Raw genomic sequence first — 25,696 nt, 5'->3', positions numbered from 1 at the left:
CGTAGTTAATAAAGATGTCTTCTATTTCACAAGCATTATTACAATGAAATTTCAGCTAATACCTGTTCCAACGTATCCAGGCTAACCGGCTTGGCTAAGTGCCTATCAAATCCGGCTTCCCTGGACTGTTCCAGATTCTCCGGCTGAGCAAAACCGGAAAGGGCAATGAGGAACGTATCCTTTAATTCCTGATCGTTACGTAAGCTTTTGGCCACTTCATAACCATTCATACCGGGAAGGCCGATATCACAGATTACTACATCCGGCATAAATTCTTTTGCTTGGGCTAAACCTTCATGCCCGCTAAAAGCAATTAAGACCTTATGTCCAAAATAGCTAAGCAATGAAGATAAGATCTCGGCAATATCCGGGATATCATCAATAACCAGGATTTTGAATGAACATGCAGTTTTTCCTTTTCGCTTATCCTCCTGTTTCTCTTTATCTGAGCTTATGACAGGCAGACGAATGGTGAATTTTGTCCCACTGCCTAATCCTTTACTATGGCCGGTCACATTACCGCCATGCAGTTCCACCATTCCTTTGACAATAGCCAAACCCAAGCCAAGACCACCCTGTGTTCGGACGAGAGAACTGTCTATCTGTATAAAAGGTTCGAACAAATCAGACAGCAGTTCAGTTTTAATGCCAAGGCCGGTATCCATTATCGTAACTACCGCTTCCTGCGTTTTCTGATCCATGGACACTGTTACCAGGGTTTTGTCGCCTTTTTCCGTAAACTTGACGGCATTATGCAACAGGTTACCTATGACCTGGATCAGGCGTGCCCGGTCGGCTTCAAGATATATGGGGTCTGAGCCTATTTTTCTTTCCAGCGCAACTTCTTTTTCCGCAAATTGCTCCTGATAATCCTCCAGAGCCTTTTGCACCAGCTGATTGAGTTCAATATTTTCTTTCTTGAGGATAATCTTGTTTTGCGTAATGCGGGTAACATCCAAAAGATCATCTACCAGGCGGGTTAGCTGTTCCCCTTGGCGCATAGCAATTTCCCGGGCCTTTCGGGCCTGTTCCCCAGCGGGAGGTACGCGGTCCAAAAGAGTAAGACTCATTATAATCGAGGCCAGAGGATTCCTGAGCTCGTGAGAAAGCATGTTCAGGAAAACGTTTTTGTTTTGATCAGCTTTTTTTAGTACCATGACAAGCGCCCGCGCCTTTTCTTCGCTTTCTTTCAGTGCCTCCTCAGTCCGTTTGCTCGCGGTGATGTCGCGCGCCACGCCTATGATACCTTTAACATTTCCTTGCGCATCGTACCACGGTGTTTTGGTGGAAAGATATATTTTCGTATCCCCATTTAAAAATACGCTCTCTTCTACCACCTCGGCCCTGTCCGAATCCATTATTCGCCTGTCGTTCTCGATTATTGCCCGGGCAGTTTCAGAATCGGAATAATGGGAATAGTCGTCCTGACCGATCATCTCCTCGACCGTCTTGCCGGTGACGGCTGCCGTAGCCGAGTTGCAGATCAGTATTTTGCCGCCGGTGAATGCTGAGAACAGCGGCAAGAATCCCGTTCTTGAGCAGCGGAACGCCCACGAAGGCGGGCGGTCCTAACGCTCTGAACGCAGCTTTCCGGGTTTCGTCGATGCGCGGATCATTCTCCGCGTCGTCTACGGCAACGGTTTGTGCCCTCCTATATGCTTCGAGGAAAGCCGGGCTATATTCGGTCACGCGGAAGCGGGGCAGCATCCCGATGGGATCGACCGAATAGCCGCAGCCGGTTGTCATATAGTCGAGGTCGTCGCGATCCGATTCCCAATAGTAAGCGCGGCTGGCACCCAGATGCTCGCCAAGGATTCGCATGGCTGTTTCCTGGATTTCGAGCGGGTCTGCCAGCGGACGCAGCGCGTCGCTGAGTTTCAACAGGAACGCCTGCCGCTCCTCGCTTACGCGCAGCGCCTCCTCGATCTGCTTGCGCCCGGTAATATCATGGCTAATGACCGTCGCTCCCTGTGGTTTTCCATTTTCATCAAATGTAAATGTTACATCCAAAGAGGCGTAGATTTCCCGTCCGTCTTTGGCCTTAACAATATATTCGACAAATCGGTCCGGTTTTTCTCCCTTTAACCATTGACTAATCCTGCCCTGAAAAGTTACCTTGCTTTGGTCATTCAAAATATCAAAGGGACTCATCTCCAGCAATTTTTCCTTGCTATATCCTGTTAATTGGCACATCGCATCATTGACAGATAATAATCGTTTACTTCGAAAATCTACTTCGCTAATGCCTGCCGGGGCATATTTTACCAGTTCCCGGTATTTCCTTTCGCTTTCCACCAGCGCTGCTTCCGTTTTCTTCCGCTCAGTAATATCCCAAAAGGAAGTAACCGTCCCCTTGAATTCCCCCTGTAAATTTTTTATAGCCTTTGACTGGATATTAACGATTTTTTTAGACCCGTCTTTACATTTTAATATTAATTCGCCTGTGTATATTTCTTCCTGAAGTATTTCGCCTGATATTTTATCCCATTTTGGATTTTCGATAATTTTTTCGAACAGCGCTTGCGTCGGCTGCCCTATTACCTCATAAGCAGCCCAGCCTAAAATCCTTTCGGCCGTTTTATTCCAATAGGTTATAACTTTATGTTCATCTCTGACAATAATGGCGTCATTTACTTGAGCTAGCAGCTGCCCCTGAAAAGCAAGCTTGTTTTCGGCTTCCTTCTGCTCACTGATATCCTGCCAATAGACAGAGATGCCTTCCGCCGAAGGAAAGGCGATGATATTATACCAGCTGCCGGTAAGCAGGCCTTGCATCTCGATACGCTGCGCCGCTTGGAGTTCCATGGCTTGACGGTAGACTTTTTCCAGATTGGTACCGATAATTTCAGGTGATACTTCCCAGATAACCTTGTCCACCAATTCCTTGGGTTCCAAGCCGAAGATATGCGCAGCCTTCCGGTTAATGCAGCGAAAACGCCATTTATGATCTATAGTGAAAAAGCCGTCTTCCATTGTGTCGAGGATTTGCTCTTTCTGGTTGTCTGTTTGCATCAAGGGACACCTCCAACTGCCATCTTTAGGTGAAACATGCTTAATATTCCCAGTTTTCTCCATATCTGCATATCTAATTATGCCACAGTCTTTACTATCTGTCTTTAGGGATAATGTCGAACTTTGGAAGATTGTAAACGGCAAGCAGCAACACCTATTGAATGAAATTCTCTGACAAAGGATATATTAAACTCACAATTATTATAGAGGGATTATACGCCTATTAGGGGGTTTATACGCCCCGGAAAGTACATCAGCGTTGCCAGTGAAGTGAAAATAATCCTGAAAGGGTAATTCTAATGATTTTGCTGTTAGCGTGCCTTTTTGTTCTCGCCTGCTACAAATGGGGAGACTGTAAAAATTGGCGGTCTTATTATCCGACAATGCTCTTTCTAATCGCTGGTGATCTTCTCTATCTTTATGTCTCTTCTGCAAAACCACTATGGCACTATACCGCAAAATTATTTTCCAGCACTCTAACTACTTTGATAGTTGCGCTGATAATCTACCCTTGCACAGTTCTGCTATTTATTCCGACTTTCAATCAATTAAGGTCTTGGGGGAAGAAGATCGTTTACATCGTGATCTGGGTGGGTCTTTATTTTGGCTTAGAGTTGCTTGCGCTCAAATATGACTATATGCAGCACTATAATGGCTGGAACCTGGGGTATTCTCTTATCTTTGACTGTCTGTTATTCCCTCTGCTGATTATCCATCAGAAACGAGCCCCGGTGGCATGGTTGTTGGCCGGCTTTATAGGAGTTGGCATAACCTTTTACTTTAAGCTGCCTGCACCATATTAGCTTAATATAAGCGCACCATTTACATAACGACTGATAATATCACAAAGCGTGGTTAAAATAATTATACTAGTAGTTTTTGAAAAAACTTATATTGGAGGTAAATATGGAAACTCAGCAACAGGACTTTAATCAGATTAAACAGCAGCCCATTCCTTATGGCCCTGCCCAAGCTCCCAGTGACGAGAGACTCTCCGCTTTTGAACAAGGCCAGCTCTGGGAAGGGTATATGGCGGACAGTTCCGCCAAATGTCTGCTCCAATATTTTGTCTCTTCCGCCCAGGATCCGGAAATCCGCGCTGTCCTGGAATATGCTTTAAGTTTATCGCTAAATCATCTTAACGCATATACGCAAATGTTTAATTCCGTAGGTTTCCCGATTCCCCATGGTTTTACCGATGCAGATGTTGAGCCAAATGCCAAAAGGTTGTTTTCCGATCAATTTATGCTCGCCTATCTTAGATACATCAACAGGTACGGAGCCATAAAATACTTTAATACATTTGTCGGCTCGACCCGCCCGGATGTGCGGCAATTTGCCACTCAATGTATTGATGAGGTTCAGGATTTGCATAAAAAGACAGACGAAATTCTCCTTAAGAAAGGCTTCTTCTCTGAGGAGGCCCATATCCCTATACCGGATAGAATCGATTATATTCATTCAGACCGAAGCTTATACAAGGGTCTATTTGGTGATAAACGAGCGATCAACGGTTTGGAAATCGCCCAGGTATTCAACAGCCTGGAAGCTAAGCTGCTGGAAAGACCCATAGTAATTGGATTTATGCAGGCAGTCCAATCCCAGAAAGTCAAGGATTTATTAAACCAATGTAAGAAAACCATGGACAAGCAAATCCACCGTTGGACGCAAATATTACGTGATGAAGATTTACCCCTGCCGCTGAGCTTAATTCATGAGTTGACGGATTCCTCAGAATCACCCTTTTCCGATAAATTAATGACGTTTCATGTCCTGACAGTTATCGGTTATACGCTTACCGATTATGGCATAGCTATTGCCAGTTGCACGCGCGCCGATATTGTAACCGCCATGCACAAGTCTCTTGCCGAAAATGCCGCCTGGGCGAAAGACGTTATGGAATTGATGATGCATAATGGCTGGATGGAAAAAATTCCTCATGCCGCCGATCGCAAAGAGATTCGAGGATTTAAGCACTAGCCTGGGTTCTAACTAAGGAAATAATTTAAATGGAGGTTAACATGGAAAACGTTCAACCTGGAACTCCTCATATCACTGAACAACCCATCCCTTTTAATGCCATTAAAGACAGTCCGAATGATGAACGGTTAAGCGCTGCCGAGATGGGGCACCTGTGGGAGATGTATTTATATAATGCAGCCGCCAAATGCCAGTTGCAATATTTTACAGCCAAAACCCAAGACCCCGAAATTTATGGCGTATTAGACTTTGCCCTGCAAATAATGAATACCCGTTTAAATAAGCTTACTCAGATTTTTAACACGGTTGGCTTCCCTATTCCCCAAGCCTTCAATGATGAGGATGTGGAACCGAACGCCAGGCGGCTTTTTTCCGATGGGTTCATGTTAGTCTATATCCAGGGATTAGTTAATTTTGAATTGGTCGAATCCTTGATGGGCTCAACCAGGGCAGTTCGAACAGATGTAAAAGAATACTACAATGCTTGTATCGATGAGACTCAAGACCTATTTAACAGAGCCGGCGAAACGCTATTACGTAAGGGTTTATGGTTTAAACCACCCAATATCCCGGTGCCGGATCGGGTGGAATATATTCATCAAGACACCTTTTTTGCCGGGTTAATCGGGGACAAACGGCCAATGAATGCCTTGGAAATCTTTCACGTTCATACCAGGCTGCAAACCAAAATGATTGAGAGAGCATTAATTTTGGGCTTTTCCCAGGTAGTGCAGTCCCAAAAAGTGCTCGCTTTCTTGTCCGAAGGAAAACAGCTTGTCGACAAGCAAGTTGAGGGATGGAGTAAAATTCTGCAAGATGAAGACTTACCGCTCCCTGTCACCTGGGAACATGAGATCACAGATTGTGCGGAATCTCCATTTACCGATAAGTTAATAATGTTTGCCATTCTGACGATGATGCGAAACAGTGTGACCATGCTGGGGATTTCCCTGGCCAATTGCGTACGGGCGGATATAGTAACCGCATTTGCTGGTACAATTATCGCTCTCCAGGCCTATGCCAAAGACGCTCTGGATCTTATGATTAGCAGCGGCTGGCTGGAAAAGATCCCCCAAGCTGCCGATAGGCTGGAAATCATCAATCAAAGTCATTAGTTTAATGATTAATTCCGGCGGCAACCGAATAAGCGCGGCTATTTATCGACCTTTCCTACAAACTCAAGTCCCATTAAGCAAGATGCAAGATTTGGTTATTTTCGGACGCACTAAAACATATAAGGGCAAAAGGAAAAAGGGGCTACTGCCTCAAAGCCTTTGATATCAGGCTATTCAGCTCTATTGTCAGCCCCCACGCATATCATATGCGTGGGAGCTGAATATTTACTACAGCCAGTTCTGGTTTTTATAGTAGTTCTTGCTTTTTTACCAAATCAAAGAACTAAGAGTAATAGTGGTATACTGTTTAGGTTAGTGTTTTAAGCCTTTACGATCAACGGCAAGTGGTATCTCTTCCATCCAACCGTTGGCTATCATTAAGTCAAGTCCGTCCTTTCCGTATGACGACAGGTTTAATTCAACCTTGGCAAAAGCAGTAACCAGGTCTGTTCTATTACAATTGGCCAGAGCAAAACCATTGGCGTATACTGAATAGGCAATATTTAACACCGTTCGAAATAGCATTAACTTATCTGAGAAGGGAGACTCCGAGGAATCCGTTACCTCACTTTTCCAACTCATTGGAAGTATCATATCTTCCTTGTTCAGGACTTTACTCCATTTTTCTATCTCTTTGTCAAAGATGTTCAGTCCTCTTGAAAAATAGGCCTTGATTTTTGGATCTTTAACAACTTGGGTAAATCCCAGTTGGATGGCATTTTCAACAAGCTTATTTTCAAGACGTTTAAACACTTGTGTAAGTTCCAATATATTTATTGGACGTTCACTCCCAAATAAATTTCCATACCATGAATTATCAGCAATATACTTCACCCTGTCCGGTACTGGAGTATAAGGAGGCCTTACGTTAATGCCTTTTTTTGTCAAAAGGTCTTCTGCTTTATTTAAAAGGTTCTGTTCCTGCACTAAAGCATCGTTAAAAAAGTCTCTCACATCGGGTCTGGTGGCTAACGGTAAGGCATGAGCTAATTGAACCAATCTAAATCTAATTATTGCTCTGTGAAATGATAACATTAAGCTATCCGAATACAAACGTTTCGCATTTATTTTTACATCCTCATCCGTAAACCCATGGGGAACGGGAAAGCCGACGGAATTAAAAAGGGTAGTTATGGTACTCTGCTGTGGAAGTATTATATTAAGAGCGTCGTTCATCATAGCTTTAATCTCAGGATCTTGGGCTTTTGCCACAAAGTATTGAAGAATACATTTCATAGAACTATTAGCTTGATGATCAACCTCAGTTGGCTCATTTCCCAGGAGGAAAGCCTCTCGTCGTAAGGAACGCTTTTGCTTAAAATTGGAGCAGGGGCGTTTTCCTCTTGAAACCCCTGTGCAATAGGATTTAATGTATTAGCTTGGGCATTATCTTGAGTTGTCTGCATATTGTATAACCCCCGCCAGCATTTTATCGTTAATTTATTATGAGCAAAGGGATATTAGATTATACCGGAAAGATAAATTTGAGAACCCAAAAAGCCATATTCATAGCAGACACTCTCGGAAGACATTCATAAATGAAATGATTCATAACAGCATAATAACTGATCAAAATAATGCCCCGGGGCTTCTAAGCCGCGGGGCTATTGTATTTGTTCAAGGTTGCCTCAATATGTTAAATATCTTCTAATTGCTGTTGATTGGACCAATAGCGGGAGTTTTTGCCCATACCCAGGGCCGACTCCGACCAGCGGGCTTGCAGCTACTTTCTTGTAATGATCGTAGCAGCTTTTAATTTATCCAAATTCCTTAACCTGGGAATAATTACTTTATGAATATCACATTCAGCTATTCCTTTGTTAACAGTTTATTACGATAATTCTCAATAGCCTTATGAAGTGCATCCGCAGCCAAGTTGGAACAGTGCATTTTCTCCGGCGGAAGCCCTCCTAAAGCCTCGGCTACTGCCGCATTTGAGATTACCAGAGCTTCCTCGATGGTTTTTCCTTTGACCATTTCCGTGACCATACTGCTGGTGGCGACGGCTGCACCGCAGCCAAACGTTTTGAACTTGACATCTTTAATGGTGTCTCCCTCAATATCTAAATAAATACGCATAATGTCTCCGCACTTGGCATTTCCTACTTCACCAATGCCATCTGCATTTGCAATTTCACCCACATTACGCGGATTTGTAAAATGATCCATCACTTTTTCTGTATACATCTTATAGTCCACTCCCTTTTATTGCACTTGATTAAGCTGAATAATTTGATCATAAAGCGGGGACATCATGCGCAAACGCTCTACTATCTTCGGTAATTGTTCCAGAACATAGTCAATCTCTTCTTCCGTGTTTTGCCGACCTAACGTAAAGCGCAGGGAACCGTGGGCGATCTCATGGGCCAGTCCCATAGCAAGCAAAACATGAGAGGGATCAAGCGAACCGGATGTGCAAGCTGATCCGCTGGAAGCGGCAATCCCCAGCATATCCAGGGAAAGTAACAAGGACTCCCCTTCGATAAACCGAATACTGACATTGACATTGTTGGACAAGCGCTTTTCTCCGAGGGGTCCATTGACTTTCACGTATTCAATGCGCTCAAGGATTCCGTTCATAAGTTTGTCGCGCAGTTTCGTTTGCGGCTTGGCTTCTTCGACCATCCGCTTGCCGATCAGTTCGCAGGCTTTACCAAACCCGATGATTCCCGGCGTGTTTTCCGTCCCCGAACGGCGCCTCTTTTCTTGGCTTCCCCCATGAACCAAAGGCACAAGGCGTACCCCTTTGCGAATATAAAGAGCACCAATCCCTTTTGGTCCGTAAATTTTATGACTGGACACCGTCAGCAGGTCAATATTCATTTCCTGGAGATTAATAGGTATTTTTCCAAGGGACTGAACTGCATCAACATGAAATGTAATGCCAAGTTCCTTCGCCAAGTTACCTATCTCAACAATCGGTTGGATTGCTCCAACTTCGTTATTGGCATGCATCACACTAATTAAGATCGTATCCGGCCGCACGGCCTGGCGAATGTCATCCACCGAGACAATCCCCTCTGAGTCAACCGGGATAACGGTCAGCTCAAATCCGTTTTTCGCTAAGTATTCACAGGTTTCGAGAACTGCATGGTGTTCAATGGCGGATGTGATAAGATGCTTCCCCTTTTTACGCATCGCTTCGGCTATGCCCAGAATTGCAAGATTATCCGCTTCCGTTCCGCCGCTGGTAAAGGTTACTTCCGGAGGGGTAGCTCCGATCAGCTCCGCCACTTGGCGCCTGGCTTCCTCCAAAGCTTGTTTAGCCTCTCTGCCGAAACCGTGAACACTTGAAGGATTACCATATTTTTCGGTATAATATGTAGTCATTATAGCAGCAACTTCCTGATCAACTGGAGTCGTTGCACTGTGGTCTAAATAAATACGCCTCATTGGACTCCCTCCCCAGTACCCATTTAAATGAAAATAATTAGTCTATATAGTACATATTAAAATTTTCGTCCGTTTCGCGCTTATTGGCATCTTCAAGCAGCGTTTCAAGTGTGATGGCATCGAGAACTTCGGCGATGGAGTCGCGGACTTTCTCCCAGATTGTCCGGGTCATGCAATATTCTGCTTTAGCGCAACATTCAGGGTTCTCCTCGGATACACAATCGGCAGGAGCTATGGGCCCTTCCAACACGCGAATGATATCCCCAATTCTTATCATACCCGGTTCTCGGCCCAATAAATAGCCGCCCTGCGCCCCACGAACACTCTTGACGAGACCGGCTTTACGTAAACCGGAAACAAGTTGCTCCAGATAATGTTCAGAAATGCCCTGTCTCTCTGCTATACTTTTCAAAGAAGTCGGGCCTTCATCCATATGCTGGGCTAAATCGAACATGGCTCTAACCCCATACCGACCTTTGGTTGAGAGTTTCATTACCCTCACCTCCTCTTTTCCAAGGTTATACCCTACTATTTATATGTTTATACTTATTTTTTGTTTATATCTTATAAAAACGCTTGGGATTTGTCAAGAGGATACAAGACTCAAAACAAACCTCTGGGATTCTCTGGTCAAATACTATGCCAAGTTGCAATGACACTAATTCTTTAGAAAAAAAACCCGCCTGAGGCGGTAAAATAGATAAAATATATAAGTCTAATTAGTTTAGTCTCTTGCTTGTTCACCATTTTTCCAATTTCCTTCGTAAAATAACTTGCCATCCCGCAAATAAGCCTTGCCAAAACCGTCCCTGTAGCCATTCTTATACTCGCCTTCGAATCTGAGAATGCCGTTATTATAAAACTCTTGGCCCATGCCGTGCATTTTCCCATCTTTCCATTCACCGTTATACGTCTTTCCGGAGGGGAAAGTAGCTTTGCCCCAGCCATTAGGTTTGCCCCCTTCGGTTTGACCAAAATAGTCGGCGGTAATATCCCATGAAATGGCAAATCCTTTTATTTCGACGTCTTCCATATGATTTGTCCCCCTCTTCTATTTTAGATATTAATTTCCTCTGTTATAGATGATAACGGAAAGATATACCATTCCTATGACATTTTTCTTTTATTATGGAGCTATTTTTTGCAAGGGCGAATAACCTTTCTGTTTATGTAGTACCTCATCACTGGTGAACTTGTCCTGACTATGGTATTCTTTAATATGTATAAGTACGAAGGAGGAATCGACATGCTTGATTTGCAGAATGTGTCTCTGGAACTGGAAGGAAAAAAAGGTGTTGAGATTCTAAAGAACATAAATTTAACCTTTTATGATAAAAAGATCTATGTTGTCACGGGTCCTAATGGCGGAGGAAAATCGTCTCTGGCTAAAATCATCATGGGAGCCTATAATCCTACCCGCGGTAAAATCCTGCTCGACGGACAAGATATTACGCAAATGACAATTGCTGAGCGAGCTCGCCTGGGCATAGGGTATGCTTTTCAGAGTCCTCCACGCTTTAAAGGCATCAAAGTCAAGGATCTTCTCAATATGGCTGCCTCACATAATCCTGAAAAAGTTAATATTTGCGATCTCCTTTATCATGTCGGATTGTGTGCCCAAGACTATCTCGAACGGGACGTTGATTCCAGTCTCTCAGGGGGAGAAATGAAGAGGATCGAGATTGCAACCGTGCTTGCCCGGAATCTAAGGATTGCAATTTTTGATGAACCGGAAGCAGGAATTGATTTATGGAGCTTTCAAAAGCTTGCGGAAACATTTATCAATATCCACATGCAATATGATACCACGATCGTCATCATTTCCCATCAAGAACGCATTATGGAACTGGCGGATGAAATTATTTTAATGTCCAACGGGATGATCAGCGCACAATCCGAAAGGGATATCATTCTTGCTGGAATCTTGAATAACGATTCTTGTTTGTGTAGTACAAAATGTGAGAAGGGGGTTGGTCAAAATGTTGAATGCGTTGGATAAACTGATGCTGGAGAAAGTGGCCGATCTTCATGAAATACCCCAAGGAGCTTTCAATATCCGAAAAAATGGCCGGGGGGTACAGCGAAATACGACCGCCAATATCGATATCGTCGCCAAACAGCATAAGTCGGGTATTGATGTGATTATTAAGCCCTATACCAAAGGCGAAAGCGTTCATATTCCAGTTATTCTGACGGAAGAAAACCTCAATGACGTTGTCTATAATACGTTTGAAGTTGGAGAATACTCAGACGTGGAAATCATAGCGGGATGTGGCATCCATAATTGCGGAAGCCACAAATCCCAGCATGACGGAATACACACCTTTTATGTTAGAAAAGGTGCCAAAGTCAAGTATGTCGAAAAACACTATGGTCAGGGTGAAGGAACAGGACATCGGGTATTAAATCCCAAGACGGTTATTGAGGCGGAAGCAGGGGCAGTTATCGAACTCGAACTGATTCAAATCAAGGGAGTTGACCGCACTAAAAGAGAGACTGACATCCGACTTATGGATAATGCCAAGCTTGTGGTCACAGAACGTCTCTTAACCAACCTGGATCAAGAAGCGGAATCCAGGATCAATGTTGAACTATTTGGTGCAGCTTCTTCAGCCCAGATTATTTCACGGTCCGTTGCTCAGGACAATTCCAAGCAAGTATTCTATTTTGATTTAGCCGGGAAAAACAAATGCCGGGGGCATATCCAATGCGACGCTATTATTATGCATAATGCCGTCGTTCTTTCCACCCCGAGGATTTCTGCCTATCATAGTGAAGCACAACTTGTTCATGAGGCTGCTATTGGGAGAATTGAATCTGAGCAGTTAATTAAACTAATGTCCATGGGATTTTCGGAGAAGGAAGCAGAGGATACAATCCTCAATGGTTTTCTTAAATAGAGTGAATTATTGCTTGGGGTGGCTGCTCTAACCAACCATTCTTGATATTGATTTTAATACCGTCAGCCCCATATTTGCCAATCTCTATAATGAGTTTAATAAACCTGGCTACAATATCACGCCTGATATCTAAGGCCATACCAACACCGTAAAATCCCATTCCGCCCTCATTAGCATACATTACTATGGTTATCATGAGTTTATCTGAAAATGGTGCGATTGTTACTCAGCGTCGAAGATGCAATAGACATAATGAGTTAATTGTAAAAAAGTATCCCGCATCCTAAAAAGAAGGGTGCGGGATTTCAATTAATCTATCAGTTTTGTGGCCTTGTCTTTCAGTTCTTTGGCTTTCTCTTCAGCCATGTCCTTCATATCCTCAGCCTTGTCTTTCAGTTCTTTGGCTTTCTCTTCAGCCATGTCCTTCATATCCTCAGCTTTGTCTATCAGTTCTTTGGCTTTCTCTTCAGCCATGTCCTTCATATCCTCAGCCTTGTCTTTCAGTTCTTTGGCTTTCTCTTCAGCCATGTCCTTCATATCCTCAGCTTTGTCTTTCAGCTCTTTGGCTTTCTCTTCGGCCTTATCTATCAGTTTTTCCGTCTTTTTCTTAGTTTCATCGAGTGTTTCCATAGCAGAGTCAAATACCTTGCCAACTCTATCCTTCAAACTTCCCATCCTAATACCTCCTCCTTCCATCATCTTACTGGTGATACTTCTTAACATCTCATTATAACATGAGATGTTGACAGGAATGGCAAACCTCCTCAAAGCCTTTAAAATTATTTCATTCCTATCTAATTGCTTCATCAAGAATAAATGTATCCATTAGCTTGTAACCTTTTTCAACATATATCCCTGTTTGAGAAGCACTTTTTTCATTAAAAACAGCTTGTTTTCCCGTATGTTTTGTACTGTCATATATGACAAATGGTACCGGGTCTAAAGTATGAGTTCTAAGACATATCGGTGTTGGATGGTCTGGTAAAACCATTAATTTGAAGTCCTGCCCCTTTAGCCCTTCTAATAATGTGCCTACAATTTCCTTATCTATTAGTTCGATGGATAGTACTTTATTTTCGAGCTCAGCTCTATGCCCACATTCATCTGGCGCTTCTATATGAATATAAACAAAATCCTGTCCCTTCTCTAACTCTTCAAGCGCAGCTTTTGCTTTCCCCACATAATTTGTATGCACGTTACCTGTTGCACCTTCAACCTCAATTATATTCATTCCCGAACATATACCAATTCCCTTAATTAAATCCACTGCCGAAATAATTGAGCCTTTGGTATTGTACTTTTCCAGAAAACTTGATAGGGCAGGTTTATGACCTTCACCCCACAGCCAGATTGAATTTGCAGGCCTAAGCCCTCTTTCTTTTCTGTTAATATTTATAGGATGATCCTTTAAAAACTCGTAGCTTTTCTTCATCATATCCAAAAGTACGGCGCTGTCTCCCCCAGTTGGCAGGTATTCGCTGATCTTTCTGGTTAAAATATCATGCGGCGGAATGAGTTTATAATCCTTAGGTGCATTGTGCCACACTAAAATATGTCGATAGCTTATTCCTGGATAAAATTCCAAAGCTTTAGTTTTAAAATGTTCATTAACAGCTATTATTAATTCAGTAGCTTCCACCGTAGTTATTTCATCTGCGCTGTGGTCTAAGATGACTTTTTCTTCATAAGGTTCCTCTTCCGTAAGGGTAACTACATTACACCTAAAAGTAATATCTGTTAGTTCCAGTGGAATCCCAATACTTGCAGCCTCAAAAGGAGATCTTCCACTATAATATTTTTCCGGGTCATAGCCTAAAACTGAGAGATTTGCAGTATCACTTCCCGGTAAAAGGGTATCCGGAATGGTCTTGACCATTCCCATTTTTCCATTAGCGGCAAAGAAATCAAAATTGGGAGTTTTTGCATATTCTAATGGGGTTTTATGATCTAGTTTATCAATTGGATAGTCAGCCATTCCGTCGGCTAAAACTACTATATATTTCATTATCTCTACCCCCTCCAAGCTTTCTGCCCTACTAATATTTCTCTAACTGCTAACACCTTCTAATTTCATCGCCATCCGCAGCATCGTGAATCCCCCGATCTTCTGTATTTTACTATATCATACCCCCTGCTTTCTCACAAACGATTGAGATACTCAGATCACTTATTGCTTTATTACAACCTATATCTCAAAAAGAATTAAGCCCTGTCCTAAGACGGGGCTTATAAAGAAGAATACACAGTGAATAAAGATCATGCGTCCCCCATGAGAGTCATATTATCACGATGAACCACTTCTTCTCCTTCAAAATCAGGAATAAGTTGGAGTATTATTTCAGAATGCCACCCTTTAACCTGCTGCACCTCATCACTGCTCAACTCAACGACTCCCCTGGCAATTTCTTCCCCCAGCAGGTTGACAATACGCACGATTTCTTTACGCTCCCAGGTCCCATCAGTCGTTATAATCCCTTTGGCCAGTAAACTCTTACCCTCTTCCACAAGAGCCTTAGCTGCACCGTCATCAACTTGTATGCTACCTTCAGATAAACCTGCATAAGCGATCCAACGTTTCCGCCCCGTAAGACGATGCTTTGCCGGCGGAAAATAAGTCCCCTTTGTCTCCTGACCCTCAGTAAGGTTCAGAAGTTCTCTGATCCGCGTAAAATTCAAAAGGAGCATCCCAATCCCAAAACGTGTGGCAATTTTTGCCGCTCTGAGTTTTGTGACCATTCCTCCGGTACCCATGGTCGTTCCTGCCCCGCTCGCCATACACTCTACCGCGGATACTTCAGCAACTTCTTTAATCAGTTGAGCCAAAGGATCTATTTTCGGATTAGTCGAATACAAGCCATCAACATCTGTCAGAATTACTAATAAATCCGCTCTAATGAGCCCTGCCACCAAGGCGGAAAGGGTATCATTGTCCCCAAAACAGAGTTCATCCACCGCAACTGTGTCGTTTTCATTAATAATAGGAACGACTTGTAAGCGGATTAATTTTTCCAGCGTATTTTGGGCGTTTCGATAGCGAGACGCTTCCGCTAAATCGATACGAGACAATAAAACTTGAGCCCCCACTAAACCATACAGTTCCAGATTTCGGGCATACCTTTCGATAAGCACACCTTGTCCGACGGCTGCAACCGCTTGTTTGCCCGCAAGATCCTGAGGACGCACTTGTAGTCCCAGTTGCCCCATACCAGCTGCTACTGCCCCGGAGGTAACGATAACGCACTCGACCCGTTTTTCCTTTAGTGCGGCGATCACAGCCACTATTTCGGCGATGGCATGATCGTCCAACCCGCCTTGAGGATGATTTAAGCTGCTGCTTCCGATTTTAATAACTACTCTCCGAACGTCAAGCAATGTCACACGGAATACTCTCCTTCCATATCCTCTGCGCGCCGGGCACAGGCCTGTGCTGCTTTCATCACAATCCGAGGCAAGTCATCGTCTTTAAAAACACCTAACGCTGCAAAAGTCGTCCCATTCGGGGAGGTTACTTGCTCCCGCAATTCTCCGGGTGTCTTCTTACTTTCAGTCACCATTTTAGCTGCCCCAACGAGGGTTTCGCAGGCTAACAGCTCAGCTTCCTCTTCACTTAAGCCTAATTGAACCCCTGCTTGGATTAAACTTTCGGTAAAAAGGTAATAATAAGCCGGCCCACTTCCGCTTAGGGCAATGAGAGCATTCATTTTTTCTTCCGGAATCCACAGAATGCGACCAATGGCCGCAAATATTTGTTGAGCCGCCTCGGCCTGTTCCTGCGTTACATTTTCTCCGCGAACCAATCCCGTCATAGAGTGCAACACCGCTGTTGAAGTATTCGGCATGGCCCGGATAACCGCAACGCCGGGAAGATTCTTGTAAAATAGCTTTAAGGGAATACCCGCTGCAATACTAATGATCAATTTATCTTTTAATGAATAACTTTCCAGTTCCTTAAGCACTTCATGAACGTCTTTTGGCTTCACCGCGAGAATAACAACAGCCGAGTTTTCCGCAAGTTCCTGAACTCCGGAAGCTCTAATACCATACTTATCAACCAAATATTGAAGTCGTTTCTCCAATCGTTCGTTAACTCTAATTTGGAGCTCTCTATCCGTTTTCTTGATTCCGCCGATGATGGCCTCCGCCATATTTCCCCCACCGATAAAGCCAATACTTTGGTTCATAAACCGCACCCTTTCTTTAGTTAGCTCATCCTACATAAACGGCCTCCTCGTTCCTTTTGGGCGAGAAGGCTACCTTATTTCCAGTGAAGAATGATAATCAGTAAGCTTTTTTAATACCAAAGCTGTGCGGCAGGGCGAATATATGGAAATGCCCGTAAAGTTCCGGTTCATTTTCAGCTTATGGGTTTCGTATGTGATAGCATGGGATATGCGCTTGTACCCTCCAAACCGCTCTTCATCTGTATCCAGCGTAACCTTAAAACTGCTGTTTTCTTGAATAGGGATTTCCAGGTCTTCGTATGAATTGGCTGGATGGAAGTTAAATATGAAAATAAAATCTTGCTTCCTGTAGGCCAGGACCTTCTTATTCTGATCTAGCCAAAGCTGCTGGGGAACTCCGCTTCCCATAAGACCCTCTTCAGACATAAGCTTTATCATAGTGCTGTCAAAGTTCTTAAGGTCTTCATATCTTAAGAAGGGACTGTCCGCCAGGCTCCAGAGTCTACGGCAATGTTTGAAGCTCCAGCCGTTGCCCTCTCTTGGAAAGTCAATCCACTCCGGATGTCCAAACTCATTGCCCATAAAATTAAGATACCCTTCCGCGCCTAGAGATATTGTGATTAACCGCGCCATCTTATGCAGCGCAATTGCACGTTCCACCCCTAAGCTCCGGCCTTCCTTATTCATATGCCAGTACATTTCCTTGTCCGCCATCCTGAAAATAAGGGTCTTATCCCCAACCATGGCCTGATCATGGGATTCGACATAGCCTATCCGTTTTTCTCCCGGACGACTTGTGGTAAGCTCATGCCATAGCTGATATAGATCCCAATTGTCATCATTAGTCTTCAGAATATTAATCCAAAAGTCCGGCATCCCCATTGCCAGGCGATAATCAAATCCAATTCCTCCATCTGTTACAGGAAGGCACATACCCGGCATACCGCTCATGTCTTCCGCGATGCTTAGCGCATCCGGTCTGATTTCCTTGATCAGCTCATTTGCGAACTGGAGATATGTGATGGCTTCAATATCCGTATTCAGGCTGAAGTACTTACCATATTCATTAAAAGCAGTTCCCAGACCATGGTCACGGTAAATCATCGATGTTACGCCGTCGAACCTGAACCCGTCAAAATGATATTCTTCTAACCAGAATTTAATACAGGAGAGCAGAAAGTGTATTACTTCATGTTTCCCATAGTTAAAAAGCTTCGAGTCCCAGGCAAGATGGCAGCCGCGACTGCCGGAATGGAAAAACTGATGCGCGGTACCGTCAAACTCGTTGATGCCTTCGGCGAAGTTTTTAACCGCATGGGACTGCACTATATCCATCAGGACGGCGATTCCCAAACTGTGCGCCTTATCAACAAGAGACTTCAGCTCCTCTGGCGTTCCATACCAGGATGAAGCAGCAAAATAATTGGAAACGTGATATCCAAAAGACGCATAGTACGGATGCTCCATTATAGCCATTATCTGTATGGTATTATAGCCCAGCGCTTGTACGCGCGGCAGAATATTATCCTCGAACTCCTTGTACGTTCCAATGGCTTCTTTTTCCTGGGCCATGCCAATATGTGTCTCGTAAATCAGCGGTGGTTTTTCGCCATCTACACGGAAGTTTTCATCGCTCCACTTGTACGCTTCCTCCGGAGCCCAAATCTGCCCGCTGAAATCGTTATTCCTGGAATCCTGGATTACTTTTCTAATATACAGGGGAATGCGGTCGCGGTCGGTACCCTTGAACACGATGCGAACCTTGACGCGTGATTTGTGGGCGAGAGCTTCTTTTCCGGGAAGAAATATCTCCCAGTGCCCTTCCTCTTTTTTGGTGAGCGGGTGTGATGCCCGGTTCCAGTTGTTAAAATCTCCGATTAGAAACAATGCCTCCGCAGCGGGAGCCCACTCGCGATAATACCAGCCGCCCCCATTCTGGTGAAAGCCGAAAAAGTTATGACCGTTGGCGAAGTCTCTGAATTTGCCGGCCTCGCCAAGAAGCGATTTTTTAACCTGTGTGTAACAATTCATACGAAGCATTATATCCTTCTTATAGGGCTCTAACCAAGGGTCAATTTCAAGTATTTTAAGACCCGCTTCAGCGTTATGGGAAGTGTTTGTGGAGTTTGTAGCGTTTGTAGTGTTTGTAGCGTTATAGGAAGTATTTTTTTTCATCATACGGTCTCTCTCATCATACAGTCTCACTTCGAAGGCCCTTTCCGACCCTATTCCTTAACCGACTTTCTTTTCTAATATTTCCAATCGTTTTTCCAGTTTGGCGATGTCTGTAAAAACATATTTGTTAATCGTGTCTTTGACTTCGGTCATGTCCATTTCCAAAGTTTTAACTGATCGTTTAATGTCCCTTATTTCTGTTGAATGCTCTTTGAGTATTGTGGAATGCTCTCTTAATATTGTCGAATGCTCTCTTAGTATTGTTGTATGCTCTCTTAATATTGTTGAATGTTCATTTAGTATTGTTGAATTCTCTTTTATTATTGTAGAATGCTCTTTGAGTACCGCGAGAATTTCTTTGAGGATTTCTTCCATATCTTTCCCTCCCTCACAAAGTATATCATATCCGCCCGAACATTAATAACTCAACATGGAGACTTAATTCAAATGGAGAGGATATGGACTCTTACTCAAAGTAAGAAGCACCCGACAGGGTGCTTCTTTGACTTTGTCTATGATCCAAGTGCCTCAACGACAGCATTTCCCATTTCCCGTGTTCCTAACACTTTATCGCCAGGTTTTGCTAAATCCGGCGTCCGGTAACCGTCTGCCAAGACGGCTTCAACCGCTCGCTCAATCATTTGAGCCTCTTCCTCCATATCAAACGAATAGCGCAGCATTAAGGCTCCTGAGAGGATTGTCGCTAAAGGATTGGCAATATTTTGCCCGGCAATATCCGGTGCCGAGCCATGGGACGGCTCATAGAGCCCTTTTGTGCCATTTAAGCTGGCCGAAGGCATCATCCCGATCGACCCGCCCAGCATTGAAGCTAAATCTGTGAGGATATCACCGAACATGTTCTCCGTCACAATCACATCAAATTGATTCGGCTGACGGATTAATTGCATGGCCGCATTGTCCACATACATATGCGTTAACTCAACGTCGGGATAATCCTTAGCCATTTCACTGCTGATTTCCCGCCAGAAACGGGATGATTCCAGCACATTCGCTTTATCGACTGAACAAAGTTTCCCCCGTCGTTTTCCGGCCATTTGAAAGCCGAGTTCGACAATGCGCCGGATCTCTTCCTCAGAATAGATCAATATGTCATAAGCACTCGCCGGGTCGGTTTTTCTGCCCTTCTCCCCGAAATAGAGTCCGCCGGTCAGTTCCCGCAAAACGACGAGATCAACGTCCTTGACCACCTCAGGCCGCAGCGTTGAGGCATCTACCAACATGGGGCTCATTTTTACTGGCCGGATATTCGCGTAAAGACCAAGGGCCTTTCTTATTTTAAGCAGCCCTCCCAATTCCGGACGTTCCCCAGCCGGCAGAGTATCCCATTTAGGACCACCCACTGAACCCATGAGAATCGCATCCGCCGCCTGTGCCGCCGCTAACGTTTCATCAGGCAAAGCCTTGCCCGCTTCGTCAATAGCTGCTCCGCCGATTAAACCGTAATTAAAATTCAGGCTCGTCGAGCGACCTTTGACCACCGCTTGTAAAACCTTAACCGCTTCCGGGGTAATCTCTGTTCCTATGCCGTCACCCGGGAGAACCAAAACATCAGGCATTTTTGTTCCTCCCTTTCACGTAGGGAACAAGCCCACCGCTGCGAATTAATTCCTGCATAAAGGGAGGAAAGGAAACTGCCTGATATTTGTGATGGGTCGTGAGATTCTCAATCGTACCCGACTCAATATCAACTTCTATCTCATTGCCTTCAGAAATTCCCGCCACAGCTTCCGGGCATTCCATAATCGGCAACCCAATATTTAACGCATTACGATAAAAAATTCGGGCAAACGACTCAGCAATCACCACTTTTATACCACAAACCTTAATGGCTATCGGGGCATGCTCGCGCGAGGAACCGCAGCCAAAGTTTTTCCCACCTACCATAATGTCCCCAGCTTTAACGTCCTGAGCAAAAGACGTACCCGCATCTTCCATGCAATGCGCCGCCAGATGTTCAGGAGTGGATTTATTTAAATAACGTGCCGGCAAAATGATATCCGTATCTATGTCATCCCCAAACTTCCACGCTCTTCCCAATCTAAGACACCTCCTCTGGATGGGCTATTTGACCCTTGAGAGCAGAGGCCGCTGCGACCGCAGGATTGGCTAAGTAAACTTCACTTTCCACGTGCCCCATGCGTCCCACAAAATTCCGGTTTGTGGTGGATACGGCCCGCTCCCCTTTGGCCAAGATTCCCATGTGACCACCCAAACAAGGACCACAGGTCGGCGTGCTGACGGCAGCTCCCGCCTCAATCAAGGTGTCAATAATTCCCTCACGCATTGCATCCCGTAGAATAGTTTGTGTTCCAGGGAAAACCAAACAACGGATTTCCGGGTGCACTTTCTTACCGCGCAGAATGTCCGCCGCGATCCGCAGATCTTCCAGGCGACCATTCGTGCAGGAGCCGATCACAACCTGGTCAATTTTAATCCCACTGGCTTCCCTTACTGATTTAGCGTTTTCCGGGGAATGAGGGAAGGACACTTGCAAAGGGATCTCGGATACTTTAAATTCCTGGACTTCCCTGTAATGAGCGTCTTGATCACTATAGTACAAAGGATACGAGCGACATGCTCGTCCTTCAAGATAAGCAAACGTTTTGTCATCCGGCGCGATAATACCATTTTTAGCGCCGGCTTCAATCGCCATATTGCAGATCGTAAAACGATTATCCATGGATAAGGCCGCTATTCCTTCGCCAGTGAACTCCATTGCTCGGTAGCGAGCCCCATCGACACCCAATTTCCCGATCAGATAAAGGATCAGGTCTTTCCCGCCGACCCATTTTTGAAACCGGGTTCCATGGAAGATAAACTTCATGGATTCCGGAACCCGAAACCAAGCTTCGCCGGTCGCCAACCCTGCTGCTAAATCTGTGCTCCCGACCCCTGTGGCAAACGCTCCAACAGCTCCATAGGTGCAGGTATGGGAGTCAGCGCCAATAATCAGGTCTCCGGGCAAAGTTAGTCCTTGTTCCGGCAACAGACAATGTTCAATACCCATCTGTCCCACTTCAAAATAATGTTCAATCTGCTGTTCTCTTGCAAAGTCACGCATCAATTTGCATTGTTCCGCCGAAGCAATATCTTTATTGGGCGCAAAATGGTCCGGAACAAGAGCAACCTTATTGCGATCGAAGACATTTTTCGTTTCTAACTTGGCAAACTCCTGGATCGCCACAGGCGCTGTAACATCATTTGCCAAGACAAAATCCAACTTCGCCGTGATCAATTGCCCCGGAACGACGTTATCCAGTCCGGCATGTTGCGCCAGAATCTTTTCTGTAATGGTCATGGACATTGCTCTTCCTCCCTCCCTTTAGCTGCATTTTCCGCTTTTATTTTAATCCAGCCCCGTCCGAACGCCCGGTATACGGCCGGGAGATAACCTAACACGCTTGCTTCAATAGTGAATAAACCTCTACTTACTCGTGTTTTTGAAGCCAGCTCATCATGCCTCTTAATTCTCCCCCAACCTTTTCAATCAGATGATTTTCTTCTTTGCGATTCATAGCGTTAAAAGCCGGTCGATTAACCTGGTTTTCGAGTAACCACGCTTTGGCAAAGCTTCCATCTTGAATTTCTTCCAGAACTTTTCCCATTTCCTGGCGAGTTGCTTGATTAATAATCCGTTTTCCGGTTATCAGATCCCCATACTGCGCGGTATCCGAGATAGAATAACGCATCCATTGTAAGCCGCCTTCATAAATCAAATCAACGATCAGCTTAAGTTCATGACAGCACTCGAAATAAGCAATTTCGGGCTGATAACCTGCTCCAACCAACGTATCAAAACCGGCTTTGATCAGTTCGGTAACCCCTCCGCAAAGGACTGCCTGTTCCCCGAACAAGTCTGTCTCTGTTTCCTCTCTGAAGGTTGTTTCCAGCACGCCGGCCTTCGTTGAACCAATTCCCTTGGCATAGGCCAGGGCTAATTCTTTGGCTTGACCTGTGGCATCTTGAAAGACCGCAATCAAAGACGGTACTCCCGCACCTTCCGTGTAAGTGCGGCGTACTAAGTGACCGGGGCTTTTAGGCGCTACCATAAAGACGTCGACGTCTCCGGGAGGAACAATTTGCCCAAAGTGAATATTAAAGCCGTGCGAAAAGACGAGCGCTTTCCCGGCTGTAAGATGTTCTTCTATTTCTGCATGATAGACCCTGCTTTGCAGCTCATCAGGAAGCAAAATTTGAATAATATCCGCTTGTGCCGCTGCCTCGGGAACCGTCATAACCTCCATGCCTGCCTCAACCGCCCGCTTCCAGTTGACACTTCCCGGTAAGTCCGCAACCAGTACCTTAAGTCCTGAATCTTTGAGATTTTGGGCCTGGGCATGCCCTTGGCTCCCAAATCCCATAACCGCAATGACTTTCCCTTTTAACAACTCCAGATTCGCATCTACCTCATAATACATTTTTGCCATTTTTGCTTACTTCCTTTCAATTATGAGTCTTTCCCTCAAACAGACCAGATATCATATATACTATACCACACCATCCAGAATCCTTATAATTCAGATCGCAACATGGCTATCTTGCCTGTTCTGACCAGTTCTAATAACCCATAGGGACTAATCGCGTTAACAAACGCATCAATTTTGGCAATATCCCCGGTCAACTCAACAGTAATAGTGCTTCTACCCATATCTACAATTCGTCCCCGGAAAACTTCGACTGTCTGGAAAACCACTGCTCGAGTTTCCGGGCTGACTTCAACCCGGATTAACGCCAGCTCTCGCTCAACAACACTTTCCCCCGTCAGATCCGAAACTGTATGCACAACCACCAGTTTACTGAGTTGATTTCTCACCTGCTCAATGACCTGATCATCACCGTCTACGACAATCGTCATCCTCGAAATATCAGGATCTTCCGTCTGACAGACTGTCAGGCTATCGATGTTATACCCCCTGCGAGCGAACAAGCCCGCTACCCGGATTAAAACTCCGGGGTGGTTCTCCACTAGGACTGCAAGTGTATGCAACATGTTATTACCTCACAATCATTTCAGTAATATCTTTACCCGGCGGAATTAAGGGCAATACAGCTTCGTCCGGGGAGATCGTAAAATTCACCAGCACCGGCCCGGAATGTTTGATTGCCTCCGCTATGGCACTTTGAACCTGCTCAGTGGAATCGACATTAATTCCCAGCATCCCATAGGCCTCCGCTACTTTGACAAAATCCGGATTGCCATCGAGCTGTGTTTGACTATACCGCCCCCCATAAAAACTCTTCTGCCATTGGCGAACCAGGCCAAGGACGCCATTGTTCAGTAAGATAATTTTAATCGGAAGTTTGTTCTGAGCAATAGTTCCTAACTCCTGGAGCGACATCTGTAAGGAACCGTCTCCCGTTATCAAAACCACCAAAGCTTCAGGACGGGCAACTTGCGCCCCTACAGCGGCAGGAAGTCCATAACCCATAGCTCCCAGTCCACAACTGGTCGCATAATTGCGTGGGTTCACTGTCGGATAATACTGAGCGGCCCACATTTGATGCTGGCCTACATCAGTTGTGATGATCGTATGCTCATCAGTAAGCTCTCCCAGACATTCGATTACCATTTGGGGTGTAAGTCTGTCCAAATCATAGCTCAAAGGATGATCTTTCTTCCAAACACGTAATTGGTTCCACCAGTCGGCAACCTGAGGAACAGTGAACCCCGGTAAGATGTCCAATAATTCTTCCAGGACAGAGCGGGCATTCCCAACAATTTGAATATGCGTTTTTACCACTTTGCTTATCTCCACGGGATCGATGTCGATATGAACGACTTTTGCTTTAGTGGCAAAACGATGGCCTAAACCGCTGGTCACCCGGTCATCAAAGCGTACCCCCACCGCAATCAGCAAATCACAATCATCCACGGCATAATTCGCCGTCACCGTTCCATGCATGCCAACCATTCCTAATAAATTAGGATGCCCGAAAGGCAGGCTTCCAATGCCCATCAAAGTCGTGACTACCGGTAAATCTGCTGTTTCGGCTAACTGCCTCAGAACTCCTTCTGCTCCTGCCGTAACCACACCGCCCCCGGCATAAAGTACAGGTTTTCGACATTCCGAAAGTGCCTTCGCCACTTCATCGATTTCATCGTTATTTCCCCTGCCAAACACTTTGTACCCCTTCAATTTCATATCCGCAGGAAAGGGTTCAACATTTTCCTGTGCTAAAACGTCCTTCGGGAGATCGATGAGCACAGGCCCAGGTCGGCCTGTTCGAGCAAGATAAAAAGCCTCTTTAACAATCCGCGGCAGCTCCCTCGGATCTTTAACCAAATAAGAGTGTTTGGTTATGGGTATCGTAATCCCGATAATATCCGCTTCTTGAAAAGAGTCACATCCGAGCAGACCCGTAGGAACCTGCCCCGTTAAAACGACTAAAGGGATAGAATCTGCATAGGCATTGGCAATACCCGTTACGAGATTCGTCGCCCCCGGGCCGGATGTTGCTAAACAAACCCCTACCTTTCCACTAACTCGAGCATAACCATCCGCCGCAAACACCACTCCTTGTTCATGACGTGCCAATACGTGTCGAATGGGACTATCCAGAAGGGCATCGTACAATGGAAGTAACACGCCACCCGGATAACCGAAAAGAACGTCAACACCTTCTTGCTGTAAGGCATTTAATAAGACCGTTGCCCCTTTTAATCCTTTTTTTTCTTCACTCATACTCATTTTCCCTTCCAAACTCATCTGCCTGTTGCCTTTTAACACTTCTCCGGGAACTCCATCTCCGGTTTCTTGCCCATCAACTAAATCACCGGCATCCACTAAAATAAATAGCCCAAGCGTAGTCCCCAATATCGTGGAACTTTCCGCTTGGGTTTTTTCTACCCACGGTGTAAATCCAATCTGGATTCTGTACCGCTCGGACCAGACAGATTCTCCCCGGTCTAAGGACCTCT

The 25,696-nt window shown here is 44.9% G+C and carries 26 protein-coding genes; 5 read left to right on the top strand and 21 right to left on the bottom strand.

The window, feature by feature from the left end:
• Positions 1–38 precede the first annotated feature (38 nt).
• Positions 39–1,484, bottom strand: a complete 1,446-nt coding sequence (locus AC6I5A_RS13055) for an ATP-binding protein (RefSeq protein ID WP_497900762.1) — start codon at positions 1,482–1,484, stop codon at positions 39–41.
• Entirely contained in the window at positions 1,396–3,012 is a 1,617-nt protein-coding gene (locus tag AC6I5A_RS13050; protein WP_034616802.1) for a PAS domain S-box protein, read from the bottom strand. Before AC6I5A_RS13050 ends, AC6I5A_RS13055 begins: the two co-directional genes overlap by 89 nt.
• Before the next feature lie 299 nt (positions 3,013–3,311).
• Between AC6I5A_RS13050 and AC6I5A_RS13045 the strand changes: the two genes are divergently transcribed.
• The 3 genes from AC6I5A_RS13045 (at position 3,312) to AC6I5A_RS13035 (ending at position 6,107) form a co-directional block, all read left to right on the top strand.
• Complete coding sequence (locus AC6I5A_RS13045; RefSeq protein ID WP_052168101.1) at positions 3,312–3,815, top strand: CBO0543 family protein; 504 nt, start codon at positions 3,312–3,314, stop codon at positions 3,813–3,815.
• 103 nt (positions 3,816–3,918) lie between these two features.
• Positions 3,919–4,992: a DUF3231 family protein gene (locus AC6I5A_RS13040; protein WP_034616800.1), complete on the top strand. Its 1,074-nt coding sequence runs from the start codon at positions 3,919–3,921 to the stop codon at positions 4,990–4,992.
• Positions 4,993–5,033: 41 nt separating this feature from the next.
• Positions 5,034–6,107 carry a DUF3231 family protein gene (locus AC6I5A_RS13035; protein WP_052168100.1) on the top strand — a complete coding sequence of 358 codons (1,074 nt, stop codon included), beginning with the start codon at positions 5,034–5,036 and terminating at the stop codon, positions 6,105–6,107.
• A gap of 312 nt (positions 6,108–6,419) precedes the next feature.
• Here the strand turns inward: AC6I5A_RS13035 and AC6I5A_RS13030 are convergent, their stop codons facing one another.
• From AC6I5A_RS13030 to AC6I5A_RS13005, 6 genes are all read right to left on the bottom strand, one after another.
• Complete coding sequence (locus AC6I5A_RS13030) at positions 6,420–7,343, bottom strand: DUF3231 family protein (protein ID WP_034616797.1); 924 nt, start codon at positions 7,341–7,343, stop codon at positions 6,420–6,422.
• Entirely contained in the window at positions 7,340–7,513 is a 174-nt protein-coding gene (locus tag AC6I5A_RS13025; RefSeq protein ID WP_497900757.1) for a hypothetical protein, read from the bottom strand. The genes AC6I5A_RS13030 and AC6I5A_RS13025 overlap by 4 nt, the downstream gene beginning before the upstream one ends.
• A gap of 403 nt (positions 7,514–7,916) precedes the next feature.
• On the bottom strand, positions 7,917–8,294 hold the full coding sequence (gene nifU, locus AC6I5A_RS13020) for a Fe-S cluster assembly scaffold protein NifU (protein ID WP_034616793.1): 378 nt from the start codon (positions 8,292–8,294) through the stop codon (positions 7,917–7,919).
• Between the two features lie 18 nt (positions 8,295–8,312).
• Positions 8,313–9,500, bottom strand: a complete 1,188-nt coding sequence (gene nifS, locus AC6I5A_RS13015; protein ID WP_034616790.1) for a cysteine desulfurase NifS — start codon at positions 9,498–9,500, stop codon at positions 8,313–8,315.
• Positions 9,501–9,537: 37 nt separating this feature from the next.
• Positions 9,538–9,993, bottom strand: coding sequence for an RrF2 family transcriptional regulator (locus AC6I5A_RS13010; RefSeq protein WP_034616788.1), 456 nt, complete (start codon positions 9,991–9,993; stop codon positions 9,538–9,540).
• 231 nt (positions 9,994–10,224) lie between these two features.
• Positions 10,225–10,533, bottom strand: coding sequence for a hypothetical protein (locus AC6I5A_RS13005; RefSeq protein ID WP_052168099.1), 309 nt, complete (start codon positions 10,531–10,533; stop codon positions 10,225–10,227).
• Positions 10,534–10,746: 213 nt separating this feature from the next.
• On the opposite strand from AC6I5A_RS13005, the gene AC6I5A_RS13000 reads away from it, so the two are divergent.
• Together AC6I5A_RS13000 and AC6I5A_RS12995 are read left to right on the top strand one after the other, a co-directional pair.
• Positions 10,747–11,499 carry an ABC transporter ATP-binding protein gene (locus tag AC6I5A_RS13000; RefSeq protein WP_034616785.1) on the top strand — a complete coding sequence of 251 codons (753 nt, stop codon included), beginning with the start codon at positions 10,747–10,749 and terminating at the stop codon, positions 11,497–11,499.
• Positions 11,480–12,400 carry a SufB/SufD family protein gene (locus tag AC6I5A_RS12995; protein WP_034616782.1) on the top strand — a complete coding sequence of 307 codons (921 nt, stop codon included), beginning with the start codon at positions 11,480–11,482 and terminating at the stop codon, positions 12,398–12,400. The genes AC6I5A_RS13000 and AC6I5A_RS12995 overlap by 20 nt, the downstream gene beginning before the upstream one ends.
• Here AC6I5A_RS12995 and AC6I5A_RS12990 read toward each other — a convergent pair.
• The 13 genes from AC6I5A_RS12990 to ilvB form a co-directional block, all read right to left on the bottom strand.
• Complete coding sequence (locus AC6I5A_RS12990) at positions 12,393–12,620, bottom strand: DUF3231 family protein (protein WP_497900761.1); 228 nt, start codon at positions 12,618–12,620, stop codon at positions 12,393–12,395. The two genes, AC6I5A_RS12995 and AC6I5A_RS12990, sit on opposite strands and share 8 nt — an antisense overlap.
• A gap of 89 nt (positions 12,621–12,709) precedes the next feature.
• The gene (locus AC6I5A_RS12985; protein ID WP_034616779.1) at positions 12,710–13,075 is read right to left on the bottom strand and encodes a DUF3106 domain-containing protein; all 366 of its coding nucleotides are present in this window, start codon (positions 13,073–13,075) and stop codon (positions 12,710–12,712) included.
• A gap of 115 nt (positions 13,076–13,190) precedes the next feature.
• Entirely contained in the window at positions 13,191–14,405 is a 1,215-nt protein-coding gene (locus AC6I5A_RS12980) for a cofactor-independent phosphoglycerate mutase (protein WP_034616777.1), read from the bottom strand.
• Positions 14,406–14,656: 251 nt separating this feature from the next.
• On the bottom strand, positions 14,657–15,772 hold the full coding sequence (proB, locus tag AC6I5A_RS12975) for a glutamate 5-kinase (protein ID WP_034616911.1): 1,116 nt from the start codon (positions 15,770–15,772) through the stop codon (positions 14,657–14,659).
• 2 nt (positions 15,773–15,774) lie between these two features.
• A complete protein-coding gene (gene proC, locus AC6I5A_RS12970) occupies positions 15,775–16,581 on the bottom strand; it encodes a pyrroline-5-carboxylate reductase (protein WP_034616908.1) in 807 nt (268 codons plus the stop codon).
• Positions 16,582–16,650: 69 nt separating this feature from the next.
• Positions 16,651–18,759 (bottom strand): alpha-amylase family glycosyl hydrolase, encoded by a 2,109-nt coding sequence (locus AC6I5A_RS12965; RefSeq protein ID WP_497900756.1) that lies wholly within the window; start codon positions 18,757–18,759, stop codon positions 16,651–16,653.
• A gap of 54 nt (positions 18,760–18,813) precedes the next feature.
• Positions 18,814–19,131, bottom strand: coding sequence for a hypothetical protein (locus AC6I5A_RS12960; RefSeq protein WP_052168098.1), 318 nt, complete (start codon positions 19,129–19,131; stop codon positions 18,814–18,816).
• A gap of 137 nt (positions 19,132–19,268) precedes the next feature.
• The gene (gene leuB / locus AC6I5A_RS12955) at positions 19,269–20,333 is read right to left on the bottom strand and encodes a 3-isopropylmalate dehydrogenase (RefSeq protein ID WP_034616774.1); all 1,065 of its coding nucleotides are present in this window, start codon (positions 20,331–20,333) and stop codon (positions 19,269–19,271) included.
• Positions 20,326–20,814 carry a 3-isopropylmalate dehydratase small subunit gene (locus AC6I5A_RS12950; protein ID WP_034616771.1) on the bottom strand — a complete coding sequence of 163 codons (489 nt, stop codon included), beginning with the start codon at positions 20,812–20,814 and terminating at the stop codon, positions 20,326–20,328. The genes leuB and AC6I5A_RS12950 overlap by 8 nt, the downstream gene beginning before the upstream one ends.
• Before the next feature lies 1 nt (position 20,815).
• Positions 20,816–22,081 carry a 3-isopropylmalate dehydratase large subunit gene (gene leuC, locus AC6I5A_RS12945; protein ID WP_034616768.1) on the bottom strand — a complete coding sequence of 422 codons (1,266 nt, stop codon included), beginning with the start codon at positions 22,079–22,081 and terminating at the stop codon, positions 20,816–20,818.
• A gap of 124 nt (positions 22,082–22,205) precedes the next feature.
• Positions 22,206–23,204, bottom strand: a complete 999-nt coding sequence (gene ilvC / locus AC6I5A_RS12940; protein WP_034616765.1) for a ketol-acid reductoisomerase — start codon at positions 23,202–23,204, stop codon at positions 22,206–22,208.
• Between the two features lie 83 nt (positions 23,205–23,287).
• Positions 23,288–23,767 (bottom strand): acetolactate synthase small subunit, encoded by a 480-nt coding sequence (gene ilvN, locus AC6I5A_RS12935; RefSeq protein ID WP_034616762.1) that lies wholly within the window; start codon positions 23,765–23,767, stop codon positions 23,288–23,290.
• 4 nt (positions 23,768–23,771) lie between these two features.
• Positions 23,772–25,460 (bottom strand): biosynthetic-type acetolactate synthase large subunit, encoded by a 1,689-nt coding sequence (ilvB, locus tag AC6I5A_RS12930; RefSeq protein ID WP_497900760.1) that lies wholly within the window; start codon positions 25,458–25,460, stop codon positions 23,772–23,774.
• Positions 25,461–25,696: the final 236 nt, after the last annotated feature.

Source organism: Desulfosporosinus sp. Tol-M2, from assembly GCF_059735615.1.
Note: the sequence above shows the minus strand (reverse complement) of the source record. Positions and strands in the feature narration are given on the sequence as shown.

Excerpts from the sequence above, each read along its gene's own strand:
- AC6I5A_RS12965 (WP_497900756.1), bottom strand. The coding sequence starts at position 18,759 with ATGATGAAAAAAAATACTTCCTATAACGCTACAAACACTACAAACGCT.
- AC6I5A_RS12960 (WP_052168098.1), bottom strand. The coding sequence starts at position 19,131 with ATGGAAGAAATCCTCAAAGAAATTCTCGCGGTACTCAAAGAGCATTCT.
- leuC (WP_034616768.1), bottom strand. The coding sequence starts at position 22,081 with ATGTCCATGACCATTACAGAAAAGATTCTGGCGCAACATGCCGGACTG.
- AC6I5A_RS13010 (WP_034616788.1), bottom strand. The coding sequence starts at position 9,993 with ATGAAACTCTCAACCAAAGGTCGGTATGGGGTTAGAGCCATGTTCGAT.
- AC6I5A_RS13045 (WP_052168101.1), top strand. The coding sequence starts at position 3,312 with ATGATTTTGCTGTTAGCGTGCCTTTTTGTTCTCGCCTGCTACAAATGG.
- AC6I5A_RS12980 (WP_034616777.1), bottom strand. The coding sequence starts at position 14,405 with ATGAAATATATAGTAGTTTTAGCCGACGGAATGGCTGACTATCCAATT.
- AC6I5A_RS13050 (WP_034616802.1), bottom strand. The coding sequence starts at position 3,012 with ATGCAAACAGACAACCAGAAAGAGCAAATCCTCGACACAATGGAAGAC.
- AC6I5A_RS13040 (WP_034616800.1), top strand. The coding sequence starts at position 3,919 with ATGGAAACTCAGCAACAGGACTTTAATCAGATTAAACAGCAGCCCATT.
- AC6I5A_RS12985 (WP_034616779.1), bottom strand. The coding sequence starts at position 13,075 with ATGGGAAGTTTGAAGGATAGAGTTGGCAAGGTATTTGACTCTGCTATG.
- AC6I5A_RS13005 (WP_052168099.1), bottom strand. The coding sequence starts at position 10,533 with ATGGAAGACGTCGAAATAAAAGGATTTGCCATTTCATGGGATATTACC.
- ilvB (WP_497900760.1), bottom strand. The coding sequence starts at position 25,460 with ATGAGTGAAGAAAAAAAAGGATTAAAAGGGGCAACGGTCTTATTAAAT.
- AC6I5A_RS13025 (WP_497900757.1), bottom strand. The coding sequence starts at position 7,513 with ATGCAGACAACTCAAGATAATGCCCAAGCTAATACATTAAATCCTATT.
- AC6I5A_RS12995 (WP_034616782.1), top strand. The coding sequence starts at position 11,480 with ATGTTGAATGCGTTGGATAAACTGATGCTGGAGAAAGTGGCCGATCTT.
- AC6I5A_RS13030 (WP_034616797.1), bottom strand. The coding sequence starts at position 7,343 with ATGAAATGTATTCTTCAATACTTTGTGGCAAAAGCCCAAGATCCTGAG.
- AC6I5A_RS13035 (WP_052168100.1), top strand. The coding sequence starts at position 5,034 with ATGGAAAACGTTCAACCTGGAACTCCTCATATCACTGAACAACCCATC.
- ilvN (WP_034616762.1), bottom strand. The coding sequence starts at position 23,767 with ATGTTGCATACACTTGCAGTCCTAGTGGAGAACCACCCCGGAGTTTTA.
- AC6I5A_RS13000 (WP_034616785.1), top strand. The coding sequence starts at position 10,747 with ATGCTTGATTTGCAGAATGTGTCTCTGGAACTGGAAGGAAAAAAAGGT.
- nifU (WP_034616793.1), bottom strand. The coding sequence starts at position 8,294 with ATGTATACAGAAAAAGTGATGGATCATTTTACAAATCCGCGTAATGTG.
- proC (WP_034616908.1), bottom strand. The coding sequence starts at position 16,581 with ATGAACCAAAGTATTGGCTTTATCGGTGGGGGAAATATGGCGGAGGCC.
- nifS (WP_034616790.1), bottom strand. The coding sequence starts at position 9,500 with ATGAGGCGTATTTATTTAGACCACAGTGCAACGACTCCAGTTGATCAG.
- leuB (WP_034616774.1), bottom strand. The coding sequence starts at position 20,333 with ATGCCTGATGTTTTGGTTCTCCCGGGTGACGGCATAGGAACAGAGATT.
- ilvC (WP_034616765.1), bottom strand. The coding sequence starts at position 23,204 with ATGGCAAAAATGTATTATGAGGTAGATGCGAATCTGGAGTTGTTAAAA.